Raw genomic sequence first — 13,555 nt, 5'->3', positions numbered from 1 at the left:
GCCAGTCTAACACGCGCGGATCCGGGTGCGGCTGGTGTGCTAGGATAGTTCGCCCACACGGATTGCGCGTACGTTCAAGGAGGTTGCGGTGGCATCTTTGCTCGGGTTTGGCCGTCAGGCCGATTATCGCGAGGCCCAGACCGAGATTCCCCAAAAACCCGTCGCCCTTCCGTACGAGCTGCGTAACGAGATGACATGGATGGATTTCAGCCATCCCGTCAACCCCCTGGGTTCGCCGAAGTCGATGGTGCAATCGATGCACTCCGCCTTGGTGGACGGCGAGCTGTCGTTCGCGCCCGATCGGGACGGCCACGTGCTCCGCTCGACGATCGCCCGCATGCTGGGGCTCGAGGAAGGTTGCGTTCTCACCGGGGCGTCGGCGTTCTCCATGATCCGCACCGCGTCGCAGGCGTTCCAGGTCGGCGTGGTCGGGGTGGTGGCGCCCGCTCCGCCCGAATATGCCCTGGCGGTCGAGAATGCCGGGCACGAATGCGTCGAGCTCATCAATCCCGTGTCGTTCGCCACGGTGGATGCCTACACGGCCCGCATCGAGGTGGGCGATTTGGACGGCGCCATCCTGGGCAACCCCACCTATCCGTCGTCGCGCCTGCTCGCGCGCTCGACGCTGATCCACTATCTCGAGACATGTAACTGGGTCATCGTCGACGAGAGCAACATCGAGCTCTCGTTCGGCGGCGAAAGCGCCGTTCCCCTGATCGAGCGGTATCCCAACCTCGTGGTCGTCCGGTCGCCCTCGACCACGTTCGGCATGCCCGGCGTCCCCGTGAGCTACCTGGTCGCGGACCCGGGCACCGTGCGCCAAATCCGCCAGTTCTACGATGGGTCGGACATCACGATGTTCGGCGAGGTCCTGGCAAAGGAATTCGCCGCGCAGCAGTCGTTCCTCGAGGACACGCACGAATTCCTCGACAAGGAGATTCCCTGGATGCAGTGCATGCTCAGCTTGGTCCCGGGCATCAGCATCTACCCTGCGGAGGGCAATTTCGTCCTCTGCGAGTTCTTCCCCGACAAGGGCCTGCGCCTGGGCGTCACCTGCACGGAGGAGCTTGTGGTGCGCCTGCAGCTCGCGGGCTTCCTGGTCCGCGCGCTTCCCAACACGCCTGGCCTGCCGAGCAACGAGTACTTCAGCGTAAGCGTGCGCATGCGGGATGAGAACCAGAAGCTCCTCGATGCGCTGAAGAGCATCATAGGCTGATGGCTTCGGATGAGGACCGTCTCGCCCGCACGAGGCTGCTTTTGGGCGACGAGGCGATGCGCCGGCTCGCCTGCTCCCATGTGGCCGTGTTCGGCGTCGGCGGCGTAGGGGGCCACTGCATCGAGGCGCTTGCTCGCAGCGGGGTGGGGGAGCTGACGATCGTCGATGCCGATATCGTGGACGAAACGAATCTGAACCGCCAGGTCATCGCGCTCGAAAGCACGGTGGGACGCCCGAAGGTCGATGCGATGGCCGAGCGTATCGCCCAGATCGATCCGGATTGCACGGTGCATGCGCGCAAATGCTTCCTCCTTCCGGAGAATGCGGGCGAATTCGATTTCACGTCGTTCGACTATGCGGTCGACTGCGTTGACACCGTCTCCGCGAAGCTGGCAATCATAACCTGTGCGAAGCGGGCGGGCGTGCCCGTGGCGAGCAGCATGGGGGCGGGGAACAAACTCGACCCGACCGCGTTCGAGATCGCCGACATCGAGGACACGAGCGTCGACCCTCTGGCGCGCGTGATGCGCAAGGAGCTGCGGCGGCGCGGAGTGACGGGGGTCACGGTCGTGTATTCCAAGGAGCCGCCCGCCGCCTGCGACCGCAGCCTGCCGGATGCCGGCGTGAAGGGGGGCTCTCGCCCCTCTCCCGGATCGATCGCCTTCGTGCCCTCTGCAGCAGGGCTTATACTGGCTAGCATCGTTGTCAAGGGTTTGGCGGGGATCGCGTAGCGAAACCCGCCCTCGTCGCGCTTTACAGAGCGCCTTTGAAAGGATTGAACATGAAAATCGGCTTCGTGGGTGCCGGGAACATGGCGTGCGCGATCATCGGCGGCATATTGGACCGCGGCGTGGTCGATTCCGAGGAGGTGCGGGCTACCGACGTGCTGCCGGAGGCGCGCCGCCATGCGGCGGAAAGGTTCGAGATCGAGGTGGGCGGGGACAATGCCGCCCTCGCCTCGTGGGCGGATGTGCTGGTGCTTGCCGTGAAGCCCCAATTCCTGGAATCGGCCGTGCGCGAGGTGCGCGATCACCTTTCCGAAGGGGAGCTGGTCATCTCCATCGCGGCGGGGAAGTCGTTGATGTGGCTTGAGGACGCGTTCGGTCGGCCGGTGCCGCTGATCCGCGTCATGCCCAATACCCCAGCTCTCATCGGCGACGGCGTATCCGGGCTGTGCGCGAACCGCTACACCGATGCCCGCCAGCGCGCGATCGCCGACCGCATCTTCGAATCCGTCGGAACGGGGTACTGGCTTTCGGAGAAGATGGTCGACGTCGCGGGAGTGGTAGCAGGATGCACCCCCGCCTTCGCCGCGATATTCATCGAGGCCCTGTCCGATGCGGCGGTCGCGGAGGGGATGCCGCGGACGCAGGCGACGGACATCGCCGCACGGGCGGTCGCCGGCTCCGCCGAGCTCGTGGTGCAGACCGGCAAGCATCCGGCGGTTTTGAAGGATATGGTGACCAGCCCCGGAGGGACGACCATCGAGGGCGTCCAGGTTCTGGAGGAGGGCGGATTGCGCTCCACCGTCATGCACGCCGTCCGGGCGGCGGTGTCCAAAACGAGGCAGCTTTAACGGGCCCGGCCGAGGGGGTAGGAGATGACCGAGAAACTGATGGACGGCAGCTGCGGGGATTTCGCCCGCGCCCTCGCCGCGAAGTCGTCGATTCCCGGCGGCGGCGGCGCTTCCGCCTATGCGGGCGCGCTGGCCGCGGCGCTCTGCGGCATGGCAGGCAACTTCACCGTGGGCAAGAAGCGGTACGCCGATGTCGAGGAAGACATCCTCCGGTTGCTCGATGAGGCGGAGGCGGCGCGCAAGCGCCTGCTCGACCTCGTCGACGAGGATGCCCGCGCCTTCGAGCCCCTGTCCCGCGCCTACGGCATCCCCCGGGATGATCCGCGTCGGGCGGATGTCGTGGAGGAGGCGACCAAGGCCGCGTGCCTTCCCCCCCTCGCGACGATGGAGGAGTGCGGCAAGGTGATCGTCCTGCTAGAGGAGATGGGCCGGAAATGCAGCGCGCTGCTGGTGTCCGACATCGCCTGCGGCGCATATCTTGCCCAGGCTGCGCTCTATGCCTCCCATGCGAACGTCCTCGTGAACACGCGCTCCCTGTCGGATGCCGCGTGGGCTCGCGAGAAGGAGGCACGCTGCGAGGCTTTGGCGGGGGAATACGGCCCCCGTGCCCAAGCATGCGCCCAAACGGCGTTGTCCAAGATATGTGGAGGAGAGTAGATGGCGCGGACCCTTTCGGCAAAACCGGTCGTGGCGCGCATGACCGCGGATTCCCTTGCCCGGGCTTCGGAGCTTTCACGTGAAGGCAGGCAGCCGACGTTGGCAATCATACGCGTGGGTGAGAATCCCGACGGCCTCTCGTACGAGCGGGGGGCGGCGAAGCGCTGCGCCGCATCGGGAGTGGCGGTGGAATCGATCGCGCTGCCAGCCGATTGCTCGCAGGGCGATGTGATGGATGCGATCGCGCGCGTGAACGCCGATCCGTCCGTCCATGGCTGTCTTCTGCTCCGCCCCCTACCTGCCGGCCTTGATGAGGATGCGGCGTGCAGCGCCCTCGATCCCTCGAAGGATGTCGACGGGATCACGTCGGGGTCGCTCCTGGGGGTGCTCACGGGAGGGGGCGGCGGGTTTCCCCCCTGCACCGCCGAAGCATGCCTGCGCATCCTCGACCATTACGGCATCGGGGTCGCGGGAAAGCACGTCGTGGTCGTGGGCAGGTCGCTGGTCGTCGGCAAGCCCGTCTCTATGATGCTGCAGGCGCGCGATGCGACCGTGACGATGTGCCACAGCCGCACGAGGAACCTGCCCGGTTTGTGCCGGAGCGCTGATATCCTGGTCGTCGCCGCAGGATGCATGCGCATGATCGGCCCCGATTGCGTGTGTTCCGGGCAGGTTGTGGTCGATGTCGGCATCAATTGGGACGATGCGGCGGGCAAGCTCGCAGGCGACGTGGATTTCGATGCCGTCGAACCCCTCGTGGATGCGATCACGCCGGTGCCGGGCGGCGTTGGCGCGGTGACGACGGCCGTCCTCGTCGCGCATGTGGTGCAGGCCGCCGGGCGAATCACTCCATGAGCGCGGCGAGCAGTTCTCCCATCGGCTCGGCCATGTCGATGCGCTCGGCTCTGCCGGGACCGCCCATGCGGATCGCAGCCGTGCACGACGAGGCGATGAACTCGTAATCGTGGCTGATGACGAGCACGGTCTTGCCGTTCGATGCGAGCATCCCCAGACGCTCCGCTATCCTTTGCATGTTGCGAAAGTCCAGCCCGCTCGTCGGCTCGTCAAGCAGGATGACGGGTGCATCGAGCAGCTCCGCCACGGCTATTGCCAGCCGTTGCTTCTGTCCTCCCGAGAGGGTCATCGGATGGGCGTCTCGGAAGTCGGCCAGACCATACGCCCCAAGAAGCTCGTCGACCTCATCGTCCGTCAGACCGGGACGGTTCAGGCGCAGCTCCTTCGCGACGCTGTCGGCGAAGAGCTGGCAATCGGCGTTCTGGATGACGAAGTAGGACGTCCTGCGTCTCCTCCTCCTGCCCATCGCCTCCCCGGATAAGGATATCGTCCCGCTCTTCTCCTTCGCGAGGCCGCAGACCACCCTCGCAAGCGTGGTCTTCCCGATTCCGTTGCGGCCGATGAGGGCGACCATGTTCCCCTGAGGAATCCGAAGGTCCAGGCCGTCGAAGATGCGGCGGGACTTCACCGTGAAGGATAGCCCCGAGACCTCGATGCCGGCTCCCTCGTCTCGGCGCCGGGGCGCGGATTTGCCCGGACCGATCACCGGGCTGCGTATCCCCATGCGCGCTCGCTCCTCGGCGCTGAGGGAGAGCAGCTCGAAGCGGGTGAGCACGCGCATTATCCTGCCGTGCTCCATATAGACGAATCGATCCGCGATGTCGGCCAGGTAGTAGATCCGGTGCTCTGCGATGACGATCGCCCGTCCCCGACGCTTGAGATCCGCCATGAGGTCTCCGAGGGCGCCTACCGATTTCATGTCGAGGTTGGCGGAGGGCTCGTCGAAGACGTAGGCCGCCGGGTCGACGGCGCTTACCGAGGCGATGGCGACCTTCTGCTTCTCGCCGCTCGAAAGCGGGAACACCTCCCGTCCCCTGAGGCATTCCGCCTTCACCTGGGCGAGCGATGCGTCCACCCGCTCGTCGAGCAGGCTATGGGGGATGCCGTAGTTCTCCATCCCGAACGCCACCTCGTCCTCGACAAGAGATGCGAAGAACTGGCTGCGCGGATCCTGGAATACCGAGCCGACCGCCTTTCCCACCTCGTGCAGCTTGGCGCGGCGAACATCCAAGCTGCCGACTCTGACGGTTCCGGTGAGATGTCCTCCGTAGTACTGCTCCGCGAGCCCGTTTATGACGCGTGTGATCGAGGTCTTTCCGCAGCCGGACGGTCCTATGATGGCGACGAGCTCCCCGGCTTCGACGGCGAGCTCGATGTCCTTCAGGCTCGGGCGGTCAGCGGAAGCGTAGGTCAGCGAGACCCCCTGGAGCCTGATGATGCCGCCGCTCACCCGAGGACCACCTTGTCGATGCAGATGCACGTCGCGAAGGTGGCCGCGCTGAGGAGGACGAGCAGTGCGTCCTTCCAACCGAACCGTATCTCCCGTCGGCAGCTGTGAGCTCCGGGGGAGGATATCCCCCTGCTCTCCGCCGACGCCGCCAGTTCCTCGGCGACTCTCGACGAACGGAATATGACGGGCGTCACGGCGTACTCGAACGCCCTGCCGGGATGGCGGACGGACAGGAGGCCGCGCGTCCTGAGCGAGTCGGCCGCATCGCGGAACTCGCCCCGGACGGCCGGGATGAAACGCAACATGAAGGTGAGGGGGAGCGAGAGGAGGTCGGGCGCGTGCAGCTTCTTGCAGACCGCGACCACCTCCCCGGGCGGCATCCCCAAAAGGGGTTCCGCCGCCATGAGCATGAGCACGGTGCGCAGGAGCATGAAGAGGAACATCTCCGGCAGGAGGAAGGTGATGCCGTTTCCGCCCGATAGCACACGCATCCCGATGAGGACCAGGGCGACGGAGAGGTAGGCGAGGGCGTGCCTCGCCAGCCCCTGCACCGCGAGGTAGATCGCGAGCACGGCCATGAGCAGGTAGATGGCCATGTCGCTCGCCAGAAGGGCGACAAGCGACATGACCATGACTGCGACGACGAGCTTGGCCCGGAAGTCGAAATGAATGGCATTCAGCGGCCTCATTTACTTGATGGCCCCGGTTTTCCTGAAGTGCTTAACCACGAGCTTGTTGCTGAGATAGCAGCCGAGCACGGCGAGGGCGACGGTGACGGCGAGGCTCACGCACACCCACAGGGGGTCGGTGTAGAACTGGGTCTGGATCTGGATCTGGGCGTCGCTCACGCCCGTGGCGAGGAACGCGTCCTTGAAGAACCATATCTCGCTCATGCCATGGGCCGCCCTCACGAGGCAGCAGACGATCCACGAGATTGCAACGCGCTTCACATCGTGGTACGCGCCCTTGCCAACCATCGAGAGTTCTGCCAGGATGCCGCCGCCGAGAAACCACGGCACCATGAACGGCCCCATCATGAGCCCCGCGACGATCGCCCACATGAGGTTGTAGACGAACGCCGGGCCGTGCTTGCCGACCTTCATGCTCATGTACATGTAGAACGGCGAGAGGATGAGCGCGGCGCCGGCGGCGTTGAAGATCATCGAGTAGAAGAGTGAGGCCCCGGTGAGTATGGAGTAGGCCATGAAGATGACGAACATGACGGTGCAGAAGATGTCCATCGTTGCGAAGTCCTTGACCGAGAGGCGCCTCTGCGTCCCATCGCCTGGTATTTTTGTTGATTCCCGTGCTTGATCTGCCATGAGAGTCCTTTCTTCTTTGCTGCCAAGGGTTTGCTTATTTGGAAGGGCCCATGCCGTGGACCCGGATTCCCGATCCGCCCTCATCTTGAAGCCGGCACATGCGGGAGAACCTGCTGCCTTCCAGCGCAGCGAGGTCAGAGGGCCGGCCCTCTTCGACCACCCGCCCCCTTTCGAGGACGATCACCTTATCGGCGCCCTCCACGGTGCGCATGCGGTGGGCTATCATCAGCACCGTCTTGCCTCGGGCGAGGCGCGACAGCGCGGTCTGCACCTTGGTCTCGCTCTCGACATCGAGCGAGGCGGTCGCCTCGTCGAGGAGGAGTATCGGCGCGTCCTTCAGCAGGGCGCGTGCGATGGAGATTCTCTGGCGCTGTCCGCCCGAGAGCCTGGTCCCGTTCTCCCCGATCCTCGTTCCGTAGCCTTGCGGGAGCTTCCGGACGAACTCGTCGCATTCGGCGGCGCGGGCGGCCGCCCTCACGTCATCGTCGCTCGCCCCTTTCCGCCCCATGCGGATGTTCTCCATGACCGTGTCATCGAAGAGCACAACATCCTGGAACACCATCGAGTAGCATCCGAGAGGCGCTTCCGGATCTATTGCCGCGACATCGACGCCGCCCACGCGTATCGTTCCTCGCTGCGGATCCCACAGGCGGGCCGCCAGGCGCGCGCATGTCGACTTGCCGGAGCCGGAGGGGCCCACGAGCGCCGTTACCCGGCCCTCTTCCGCGGAGAACGAGACCCCGTCGAGCACGCGCTCCTCTCCGTAGGAGAAAGCCACGTCCGAGAATTCGATACGGTGCCCGCGCGGGGAAAATGTCTCGGAACCGCTGGCCGCGGGCTCCTGCATGAGCGAGCGGAGGCGCTCGGCCGAGAGGCGGGACGAGAAGAGCTCCGAGATGAGGGCAAGCGACTGGTCGAAGGGGGCGTATACGCGCGTTATCACGAGGAGGAACGCGAACAGGGTCATGAACGTTATTCCCCCGGACGCGATGAGCGAAGACCCCGCGAGGATCGTCGTTGCCATTCCGAGGCGCAGGACCGCCGAGGCCGAGTTGACCGTGAGCCCGCTCACGAGCTCGGCCCTCGATGTCGCCTTCTCGAACGAATCGACCTCGCCATGCACCTTGCGAAGGTATTCGCCCCCTCTGCCCGCCGCCCTCAGCTCCCGGACGTTCTCGAGCATCTCCTGCAGGGACGCGGATACGGACAGCGAGGCCGCCTTCGCCTCGGCCTGCCTCGATTCGCTCCAGATGCGGGAGAATCCCAAAAGCATAAACGCGACGGGGATGCTCCAAAGGGAGGCGATCGCGAGCCGCCAGTCGAAGATCGCGAGCACGACCGCGATGATCGCCGTCGAGGCGAGTGAGCCGTGCAGATAGCCGAGCACGTGCGACCAGACGTGCTCCAGCACGGCTGCGTCCCCCATGACCGCCTCGGCGAGGTCGGCCAGATCCCGCCTACCGAAGAAGCCGAGGGGCAGCCGGCGCAACCGGTTGCCGATGGACATCCTCAGCGCGGCAACTTCTCCGTAGACCGCCGTGTAGGTCGCGCGGTATTGAAGCCTGTGCGCGAGGAGCGAGACGAAGAGGTAGAGGGCGAGAAGAGATAGGACGGGAACGGGATCGGGAAGCTCGGCCGAACCCGCCAGGCAGTCCACGAGCTTTTCGGCGATGTAGAAGAGGAACGCTATCCCGATCATGTCTACGAGGTTCACGACGGCGGTCCAGAGCGCGCCGCGCCTGATGATGCCAAGGCCGTGATCCGACAGGAAGTACCTCTCCTTGAGCTTTTCAGAGAACATCATGCCTCATCACCCATCTTCCATTCGCTTGCGCGGACGTAGTCGCGCCACATGCCCGCGTACACGCCGTTCGATGACATGAGCTGTTCGTGGGTGCCGGCTTCGACGACCTTTCCATCCTCCATCACGAATATGCGGTCCGCGTCCGCAACGGTCGAAAGGCGATGCGCGACCATCAGGACGGTCCTGTCTCGCGCAAGCTCCCCGAGAGCCGCCTGTATGAGGGTTTCGTTTTCGGGGTCCGCATATGCCGTCGCCTCATCGAGGAGGAGTATCGGCGCGTCCTTCAGCAGGGCGCGCGCGAGCAGCACGCGCTGCCGCTCGCCCCCCGAAAGATGCACGCCGTCTGGGCCGACCAGCGTCTCGAGGCCGTATGGGAGCTTCTCGATGATATCGGCGCAGCGAGCTCCGGCGAGCGCCTCGGCCACCTGCTCGTCCGTTGCATCGGGGCGTGCAAGCGCGACGTTGTCGCGCAGGGTCCCCTTCAAAAGGCCGCTTCCCTGGAACACGATCGAGACAAGGCCCATAAGGCTCTCCGGTTCCATCTCCCTCACGTCCGTGCCGCCTATGCGGACGGCGCCCTCGCTCACATCGCGCAGACGCGGCACCAATGCGGCCAAGGTGCTTTTGCCGCCGCCGGAAGGACCGACGAGCGCGGTGAAGCTCCTCGCGGGAACGAGGAAGGAGACTCCGTCAAGAGCTGGCGCATCCGCCCCCTCGTAGCAGAACGAGACGTTATCGAACTCGATCGAGCACCTGTCGGGCTCGACGGGCTGCGCAGGAGCCGATGCTGATTCGAGCACCGGGGCGGAGAGGACCTCGTCGAAGCGGGCCAACGCCTGCTCGGCGACAGAACGCCCTTTGCTCGCGAACATGATGCGCGCCAGGGCGGTGCTGATGATCGCCGAGAATATGGCGTAGAAGAAAAACGACGCCGTAAGATCCCCGAGATTCGGGGATGCGGGTGCGAGCAAGACGACGACGGGTATCAGGAAAGCGAAGGAGGCTGCTGCGAAGGTGAGGTTCACGCTTTGGGGCATAAGGCAGATCTCACCTTCGTAGCGTCGGGCTCGCGCGCTGTACTCCTCGACCGATTTCCGGAATGAGGAGAAGCCCTGGGCCGTCTGCTGGAATATCTTCAGGACGGGGATCCCGCGGATGAACTCCGTGGTCGTCTTCCCCATGGTCTCCATGGCGGCAATGTATGCCCGAATGTCCTCCGCGTGCCTCTTGCCGCCCATCGTCCTCATGCAGGCGATGGAGATGGCGACGGGGATGAGGCAGGAGAGGCCCATGCGCCAGTCGAAGAAGAGCATGAGGGCGACCATGGATGCGAAGAGGGCGGCCGATCCCCAGAGGTCGGGCAGGTTGTGGGCGAGGTACTGCTCGGTACCGGCTGCGGCGTCCTCGATGCGCCTCCTCAGCAAGCCGGTCGCATGGGTATCGAAATAGCCCAGCTCCGCGCGCATCAGATGGTCCGCGCAGGCCTTCTTCATGTTCGACGCCGTTCTGAAGGCGGCATAGTGGGTGCAGGTGAGGCCGGCGAAATAGAGCGCGAGTCCCGCTATCGCGAAGGCGAGCGCCGCCCAGCCGTAGCCGACGATTCCGGATGCCGCCGACCAATCGGGGGCTACGGCGATCAGGTCCCTCGCGATGAGCCAGATGCACAGGTAGGGGACGATGCTCGCAGCCATCGCGACGGCGGAGAGGAGGCAGCCGACGTGCTCGAGCCATCTCCTTCCGCCTGCATACGCGAGCAGACGTCGCGCCGGGCCCTCATCCTTTTTCACGCCCATATCCCTTCGATCCTCCAGGTTCTCGATCCTTTGGTTAGACTTAGCTAACTCTTCATCTGGATAACGATAGGTTTTAGGCGGGGCGTGCCGGTGAAAGCGAGAAGATGGCATGCAATATAATATGTAAAATGTTATTTGGAATATATTTGGAGGAAAAGGGAATGCGACTTGAGGAAGAGCTCTCACGGTTCGATGAGGACGAACGGTCCGTGTTCGCCGAGCAGCTCCGGCAGCTCGGCGCGGAGCCGCTGCCCATCGCCTACGGGCTGCTCGCACGCATAGGCTCGTCGGATGCAGACGGGTGGTTCTGGGCCGGGAGGGCCGAGGGCGGGTGCGTGGTGTCGGTCAAGAGGATCGTCCAGAAATCTGATTTCGACCTGGTGGAGGCCCCCTCCTGCAAGCAGTGGAGGATCTCCTTGCTGGCGGATATCGACGCGAAGGTGGTACTCGACCACGCGCGCGCCCAAGGAGGGGACGCGGAGCTGGCGGGCTTCGAAAACCAGCTCCCCTCCGCGTTCAGGCGTCGATTGCTCACCTACATCGCGGAGCCGGGAAGGCAGGAGTACCGGCTTCGGAAAGGCTCATCGCACCACATTTGCGAGATCAGCATACTCCCTCGTTTCATGGAAAGGATCTCATCCTGCACCTCGATCGATCCCCGGGAGCTGGAAAGGGTCTTTTCGGAAGCGTTGCCGACGGAGTCCGAGCTGAGGCTTCGCAACGATTTCTCCTCTTTCTCGGTAGGGCGGATGCGCCTGCCGGGGGCCGAGCTGTACCTCCGCGGGCACGCGTATCGGGTGGTCGCCGACCTAGTTGATTCCTCGCTCCGAGGGAACCGGGGGCGATCCCGGGCGGGGCGTCTCTCTGATGTCGAGATAGCGGAGCGGGTCAAAGCGAGCATCGTCGACGATATCGCGAATCCCCTATCCCTCGACGAGCTGGCGGCGGCCCTGCTCGTCAGCAAGACGAAGCTCTGCGATTCGTTCGCGAGGAGCGAGGGCATGACCATCGGCTCCTATCTCACGGAGAAGCGGGTTGCGGCGGCTAAGGGGCTGCTTGCGGATACCGATGCGAGCATCGCCTCCATCGCGTCCGAATTGGGGTTCACCTACCAGAACAATTTCAGCGCGATGTTCAAACGCGCCACGGGGAAGAGCCCGCGCGAATGGAGGAAGTCGAACTCGAACTTCGGTCAGGACCGCTCTATCTGAAGTCTGCGCACCTTCTCCATCGGGATCAGGTGCCCCGGATTGTCCATGTGCATGACCGGCTTGATCTTCAGAAGCGTGCCCGCCGTGGCGCTCGTGCGCGATACCCGCCCGCCGCGGTACAGGTACATGAGGTCGTCCACCGTGAACCAATGGGCCAGGTGGAAGCGGTGCTCCTCGAGCCACGCGTGGACCTCCTCGATGGGGTCGCCCGCCGCCTTCATGTCGATGGCGTAGCGCACCAGCATGCCCTCGCCCAACGAATCCGTTCGCGGCATCAAGGTGTATCTGGACGGCATGCAGCTGTCCAGGTCCCATAACGTGGGCGTTGGCCGCAATCTCCTGCACCTTGGTCGCGGCGCCGGCCAGCCGGTTGCGTCCGAAGGAATAAGGAGCGGTATTCTATTCGTGTAATATCATATGGTATTATCCATTATACTTACCCATGGAGGTGCTGGCTTGGACAGGATATTCGTGTTGGACAGGGTGCACGAGCGTCACCCCGACATATCGAAGGAGGACGCCGCGCACGCATGGCTTCACTGCGTCAGGAGCATGCCGCGCGTCGGCAGGGAGTCCGAGGAGCACGTCGGCATCGGCTATGATGCGAAGGGCAGGCTCCTGGAAGTGATTGCGATCAGGAACAAGAGCGGCGACTGGCTGGTTAAGCACGCGCAAACCCCTCCCCAGGAGAGGGTCAAGAAGGAGCTCGGATTCGGAAGGAGGGCGCGATGAGTGACAGGGAGCTTTGCGAGGCGTTCGGCACGACGCCCGAAGAGGTGGAGGCCGACGTGGAGAAATTCGAGAACGGGGATTGGAGCGGCTTCGCATTCGGGGAGCCCGTGGAGGGGAAGCCCGCCGCCAGGATGAGGACGGCGTCCACGAAGTTCTACGACTTCGAGCTCGCCGCGATAGACCGCGCTGCCAAGAAGGAGGGCATATCCAGGTCCGCCTTCATCCGCCGCGCGTGCGACAACGAGCTCATATCGATGGCGTAGACCGGCTTGCCGACCTCCATGCCCAGCTCCTCGACGGCGGTGTTGGCGATGGAGCCGGTGATGCGCGCGCCGTCCGGGTCCTCGATGGCCACGTGTCCGTTGGTATGAAGAGCGTGTTCGGCCCCGGCGCGCCCCCGCGGATCCGAGGCCCGCAGGCGGCCCCGGCCGCCTAATTCCGGCTGGTGCCCAGGAAGAACAGCGCGACGACGCCGGGGCCGGTGTGGGAGCCGATGACCGGATCGACGTAGTTGATGGTGAAGTCGGCGATATCGAACTGGGGGTCCGCCTCGATCATCCCGCGCAGCAGGTTCACGTCGTCGATGCAATCGCCGTGGCTGACGGCGATATGCTGCGGTCCGAACGAGGGGTCGTACGTCGCCTTCATGTGCCGGTAGAGCGCCTCGATGCTGCGCTTGCGGCTGCGCACCTTCTCCATCGGGATCAGGTGCCCCGGATTGTCCATGTGCATGACCGGCTTGATCTTCAGAAGCGTGCCCGCCGTGGCGCTCGTGCGCGATACCCGCCCGCCGCGGTACAGGTACATGAGGTCGTCCACCGTGAACCAATGGGCCAGGTGGAAGCGGTGCTCCTCGAGCCACGCGTGGACCTCCTCGATGGGGTCGCCCGCCGCCTTCATGTCGATGGCGTAGCGCACCAGCATGCCCTCGCCCAACGA

General features: G+C 64.6%; 15 protein-coding genes. 8 read left to right on the top strand and 7 right to left on the bottom strand.

Features of this window, described 5'->3' with window-relative positions:
* Window positions 1–88: 88 nt before the first annotated feature.
* Genes NOV21_RS03265 through NOV21_RS03245 form a run of 5 tightly spaced genes read left to right on the top strand, consistent with a single transcriptional unit; the run spans window position 89 to window position 4,304 of the window.
* Window positions 89–1,216 (top strand): aminotransferase class I/II-fold pyridoxal phosphate-dependent enzyme, encoded by a 1,128-nt coding sequence (locus NOV21_RS03265; protein ID WP_283171354.1) that lies wholly within the window; start codon window positions 89–91, stop codon window positions 1,214–1,216.
* Window positions 1,216–1,947 (top strand): tRNA threonylcarbamoyladenosine dehydratase, encoded by a 732-nt coding sequence (locus NOV21_RS03260; RefSeq protein WP_283171353.1) that lies wholly within the window; start codon window positions 1,216–1,218, stop codon window positions 1,945–1,947. Before NOV21_RS03265 ends, NOV21_RS03260 begins: the two co-directional genes overlap by 1 nt.
* 50 nt (window positions 1,948–1,997) lie before the next feature.
* Window positions 1,998–2,792 (top strand): pyrroline-5-carboxylate reductase, encoded by a 795-nt coding sequence (proC, locus tag NOV21_RS03255; RefSeq protein WP_283171352.1) that lies wholly within the window; start codon window positions 1,998–2,000, stop codon window positions 2,790–2,792.
* A gap of 24 nt (window positions 2,793–2,816) precedes the next feature.
* Window positions 2,817–3,449, top strand: a complete 633-nt coding sequence (locus NOV21_RS03250) for a cyclodeaminase/cyclohydrolase family protein (protein WP_283171351.1) — start codon at window positions 2,817–2,819, stop codon at window positions 3,447–3,449.
* Complete coding sequence (locus NOV21_RS03245; protein WP_283171350.1) at window positions 3,450–4,304, top strand: bifunctional 5,10-methylenetetrahydrofolate dehydrogenase/5,10-methenyltetrahydrofolate cyclohydrolase; 855 nt, start codon at window positions 3,450–3,452, stop codon at window positions 4,302–4,304. It abuts the gene before it with no gap.
* Here NOV21_RS03245 and NOV21_RS03240 read toward each other — a convergent pair.
* From NOV21_RS03240 to NOV21_RS03220, 5 genes are read right to left on the bottom strand one after another with little or no spacing between them, the layout of a single operon-like run.
* Window positions 4,294–5,754, bottom strand: a complete 1,461-nt coding sequence (locus tag NOV21_RS03240; protein WP_283171349.1) for an ABC transporter ATP-binding protein — start codon at window positions 5,752–5,754, stop codon at window positions 4,294–4,296. The genes NOV21_RS03245 and NOV21_RS03240 overlap by 11 nt on opposite strands.
* Window positions 5,751–6,443 (bottom strand): energy-coupling factor transporter transmembrane component T, encoded by a 693-nt coding sequence (locus NOV21_RS03235; RefSeq protein ID WP_283171348.1) that lies wholly within the window; start codon window positions 6,441–6,443, stop codon window positions 5,751–5,753. The genes NOV21_RS03240 and NOV21_RS03235 overlap by 4 nt, the downstream gene beginning before the upstream one ends.
* Entirely contained in the window at window positions 6,444–7,076 is a 633-nt protein-coding gene (locus NOV21_RS03230; RefSeq protein ID WP_283171347.1) for an MptD family putative ECF transporter S component, read from the bottom strand.
* 34 nt (window positions 7,077–7,110) lie between these two features.
* Complete coding sequence (locus NOV21_RS03225) at window positions 7,111–8,880, bottom strand: ABC transporter ATP-binding protein (RefSeq protein ID WP_283171346.1); 1,770 nt, start codon at window positions 8,878–8,880, stop codon at window positions 7,111–7,113.
* Window positions 8,877–10,673 (bottom strand): ABC transporter ATP-binding protein, encoded by a 1,797-nt coding sequence (locus NOV21_RS03220; protein ID WP_428978402.1) that lies wholly within the window; start codon window positions 10,671–10,673, stop codon window positions 8,877–8,879. The genes NOV21_RS03225 and NOV21_RS03220 overlap by 4 nt, the downstream gene beginning before the upstream one ends.
* Before the next feature lie 161 nt (window positions 10,674–10,834).
* Here NOV21_RS03220 and NOV21_RS03215 point away from each other — a divergent pair, with 161 nt between their 5' ends.
* Window positions 10,835–11,884 (top strand): helix-turn-helix domain-containing protein, encoded by a 1,050-nt coding sequence (locus tag NOV21_RS03215; protein WP_283171344.1) that lies wholly within the window; start codon window positions 10,835–10,837, stop codon window positions 11,882–11,884.
* On the opposite strand, the gene NOV21_RS03210 is transcribed toward NOV21_RS03215, so the two are convergent.
* A complete protein-coding gene (locus tag NOV21_RS03210; protein WP_283171343.1) occupies window positions 11,866–12,159 on the bottom strand; it encodes a DegV family protein in 294 nt (97 codons plus the stop codon). The two genes, NOV21_RS03215 and NOV21_RS03210, sit on opposite strands and share 19 nt — an antisense overlap.
* Window positions 12,160–12,340: 181 nt before the next feature.
* Here NOV21_RS03210 and NOV21_RS03205 point away from each other — a divergent pair, with 181 nt between their 5' ends.
* Both NOV21_RS03205 and NOV21_RS03200 read left to right on the top strand, forming a co-directional pair.
* Window positions 12,341–12,616, top strand: coding sequence for a hypothetical protein (locus NOV21_RS03205; RefSeq protein WP_283171342.1), 276 nt, complete (start codon window positions 12,341–12,343; stop codon window positions 12,614–12,616).
* Entirely contained in the window at window positions 12,613–12,879 is a 267-nt protein-coding gene (locus NOV21_RS03200; protein ID WP_283171341.1) for a ribbon-helix-helix domain-containing protein, read from the top strand. Before NOV21_RS03205 ends, NOV21_RS03200 begins: the two co-directional genes overlap by 4 nt.
* Window positions 12,880–13,048: 169 nt before the next feature.
* Here NOV21_RS03200 and NOV21_RS03195 read toward each other — a convergent pair.
* Window positions 13,049–13,555 (bottom strand): DegV family protein (locus tag NOV21_RS03195; protein WP_283171758.1); only part of this gene is annotated, 507 nt, incomplete at its 5' end.

The sequence above is a fragment of the Curtanaerobium respiraculi genome (assembly GCF_024609215.1).
Classification (GTDB): Bacteria; Actinomycetota; Coriobacteriia; order Coriobacteriales; family Eggerthellaceae; genus Curtanaerobium; species Curtanaerobium respiraculi.
The sequence above is the reverse complement of the archived record's forward strand: the minus strand, read 5'-3'. Positions and strand labels throughout refer to the sequence as shown.

What these genes read in the sequence shown, in the direction of transcription:
- NOV21_RS03260 (WP_283171353.1), top strand. Translation starts at nt 1,216, where the DNA reads ATGGCTTCGGATGAGGACCGTCTCGCCCGCACGAGGCTGCTTTTGGGC.
- proC (WP_283171352.1), top strand. Translation starts at nt 1,998, where the DNA reads ATGAAAATCGGCTTCGTGGGTGCCGGGAACATGGCGTGCGCGATCATC.
- NOV21_RS03250 (WP_283171351.1), top strand. Translation starts at nt 2,817, where the DNA reads ATGACCGAGAAACTGATGGACGGCAGCTGCGGGGATTTCGCCCGCGCC.
- NOV21_RS03245 (WP_283171350.1), top strand. Translation starts at nt 3,450, where the DNA reads ATGGCGCGGACCCTTTCGGCAAAACCGGTCGTGGCGCGCATGACCGCG.
- NOV21_RS03235 (WP_283171348.1), bottom strand. Translation starts at nt 6,443, where the DNA reads ATGAGGCCGCTGAATGCCATTCATTTCGACTTCCGGGCCAAGCTCGTC.
- NOV21_RS03230 (WP_283171347.1), bottom strand. Translation starts at nt 7,076, where the DNA reads ATGGCAGATCAAGCACGGGAATCAACAAAAATACCAGGCGATGGGACG.
- NOV21_RS03225 (WP_283171346.1), bottom strand. Translation starts at nt 8,880, where the DNA reads ATGATGTTCTCTGAAAAGCTCAAGGAGAGGTACTTCCTGTCGGATCAC.
- NOV21_RS03220 (WP_428978402.1), bottom strand. Translation starts at nt 10,673, where the DNA reads ATGGGCGTGAAAAAGGATGAGGGCCCGGCGCGACGTCTGCTCGCGTAT.
- NOV21_RS03215 (WP_283171344.1), top strand. Translation starts at nt 10,835, where the DNA reads ATGCGACTTGAGGAAGAGCTCTCACGGTTCGATGAGGACGAACGGTCC.
- NOV21_RS03210 (WP_283171343.1), bottom strand. Translation starts at nt 12,159, where the DNA reads ATGCCGCGAACGGATTCGTTGGGCGAGGGCATGCTGGTGCGCTACGCC.
- NOV21_RS03200 (WP_283171341.1), top strand. Translation starts at nt 12,613, where the DNA reads ATGAGTGACAGGGAGCTTTGCGAGGCGTTCGGCACGACGCCCGAAGAG.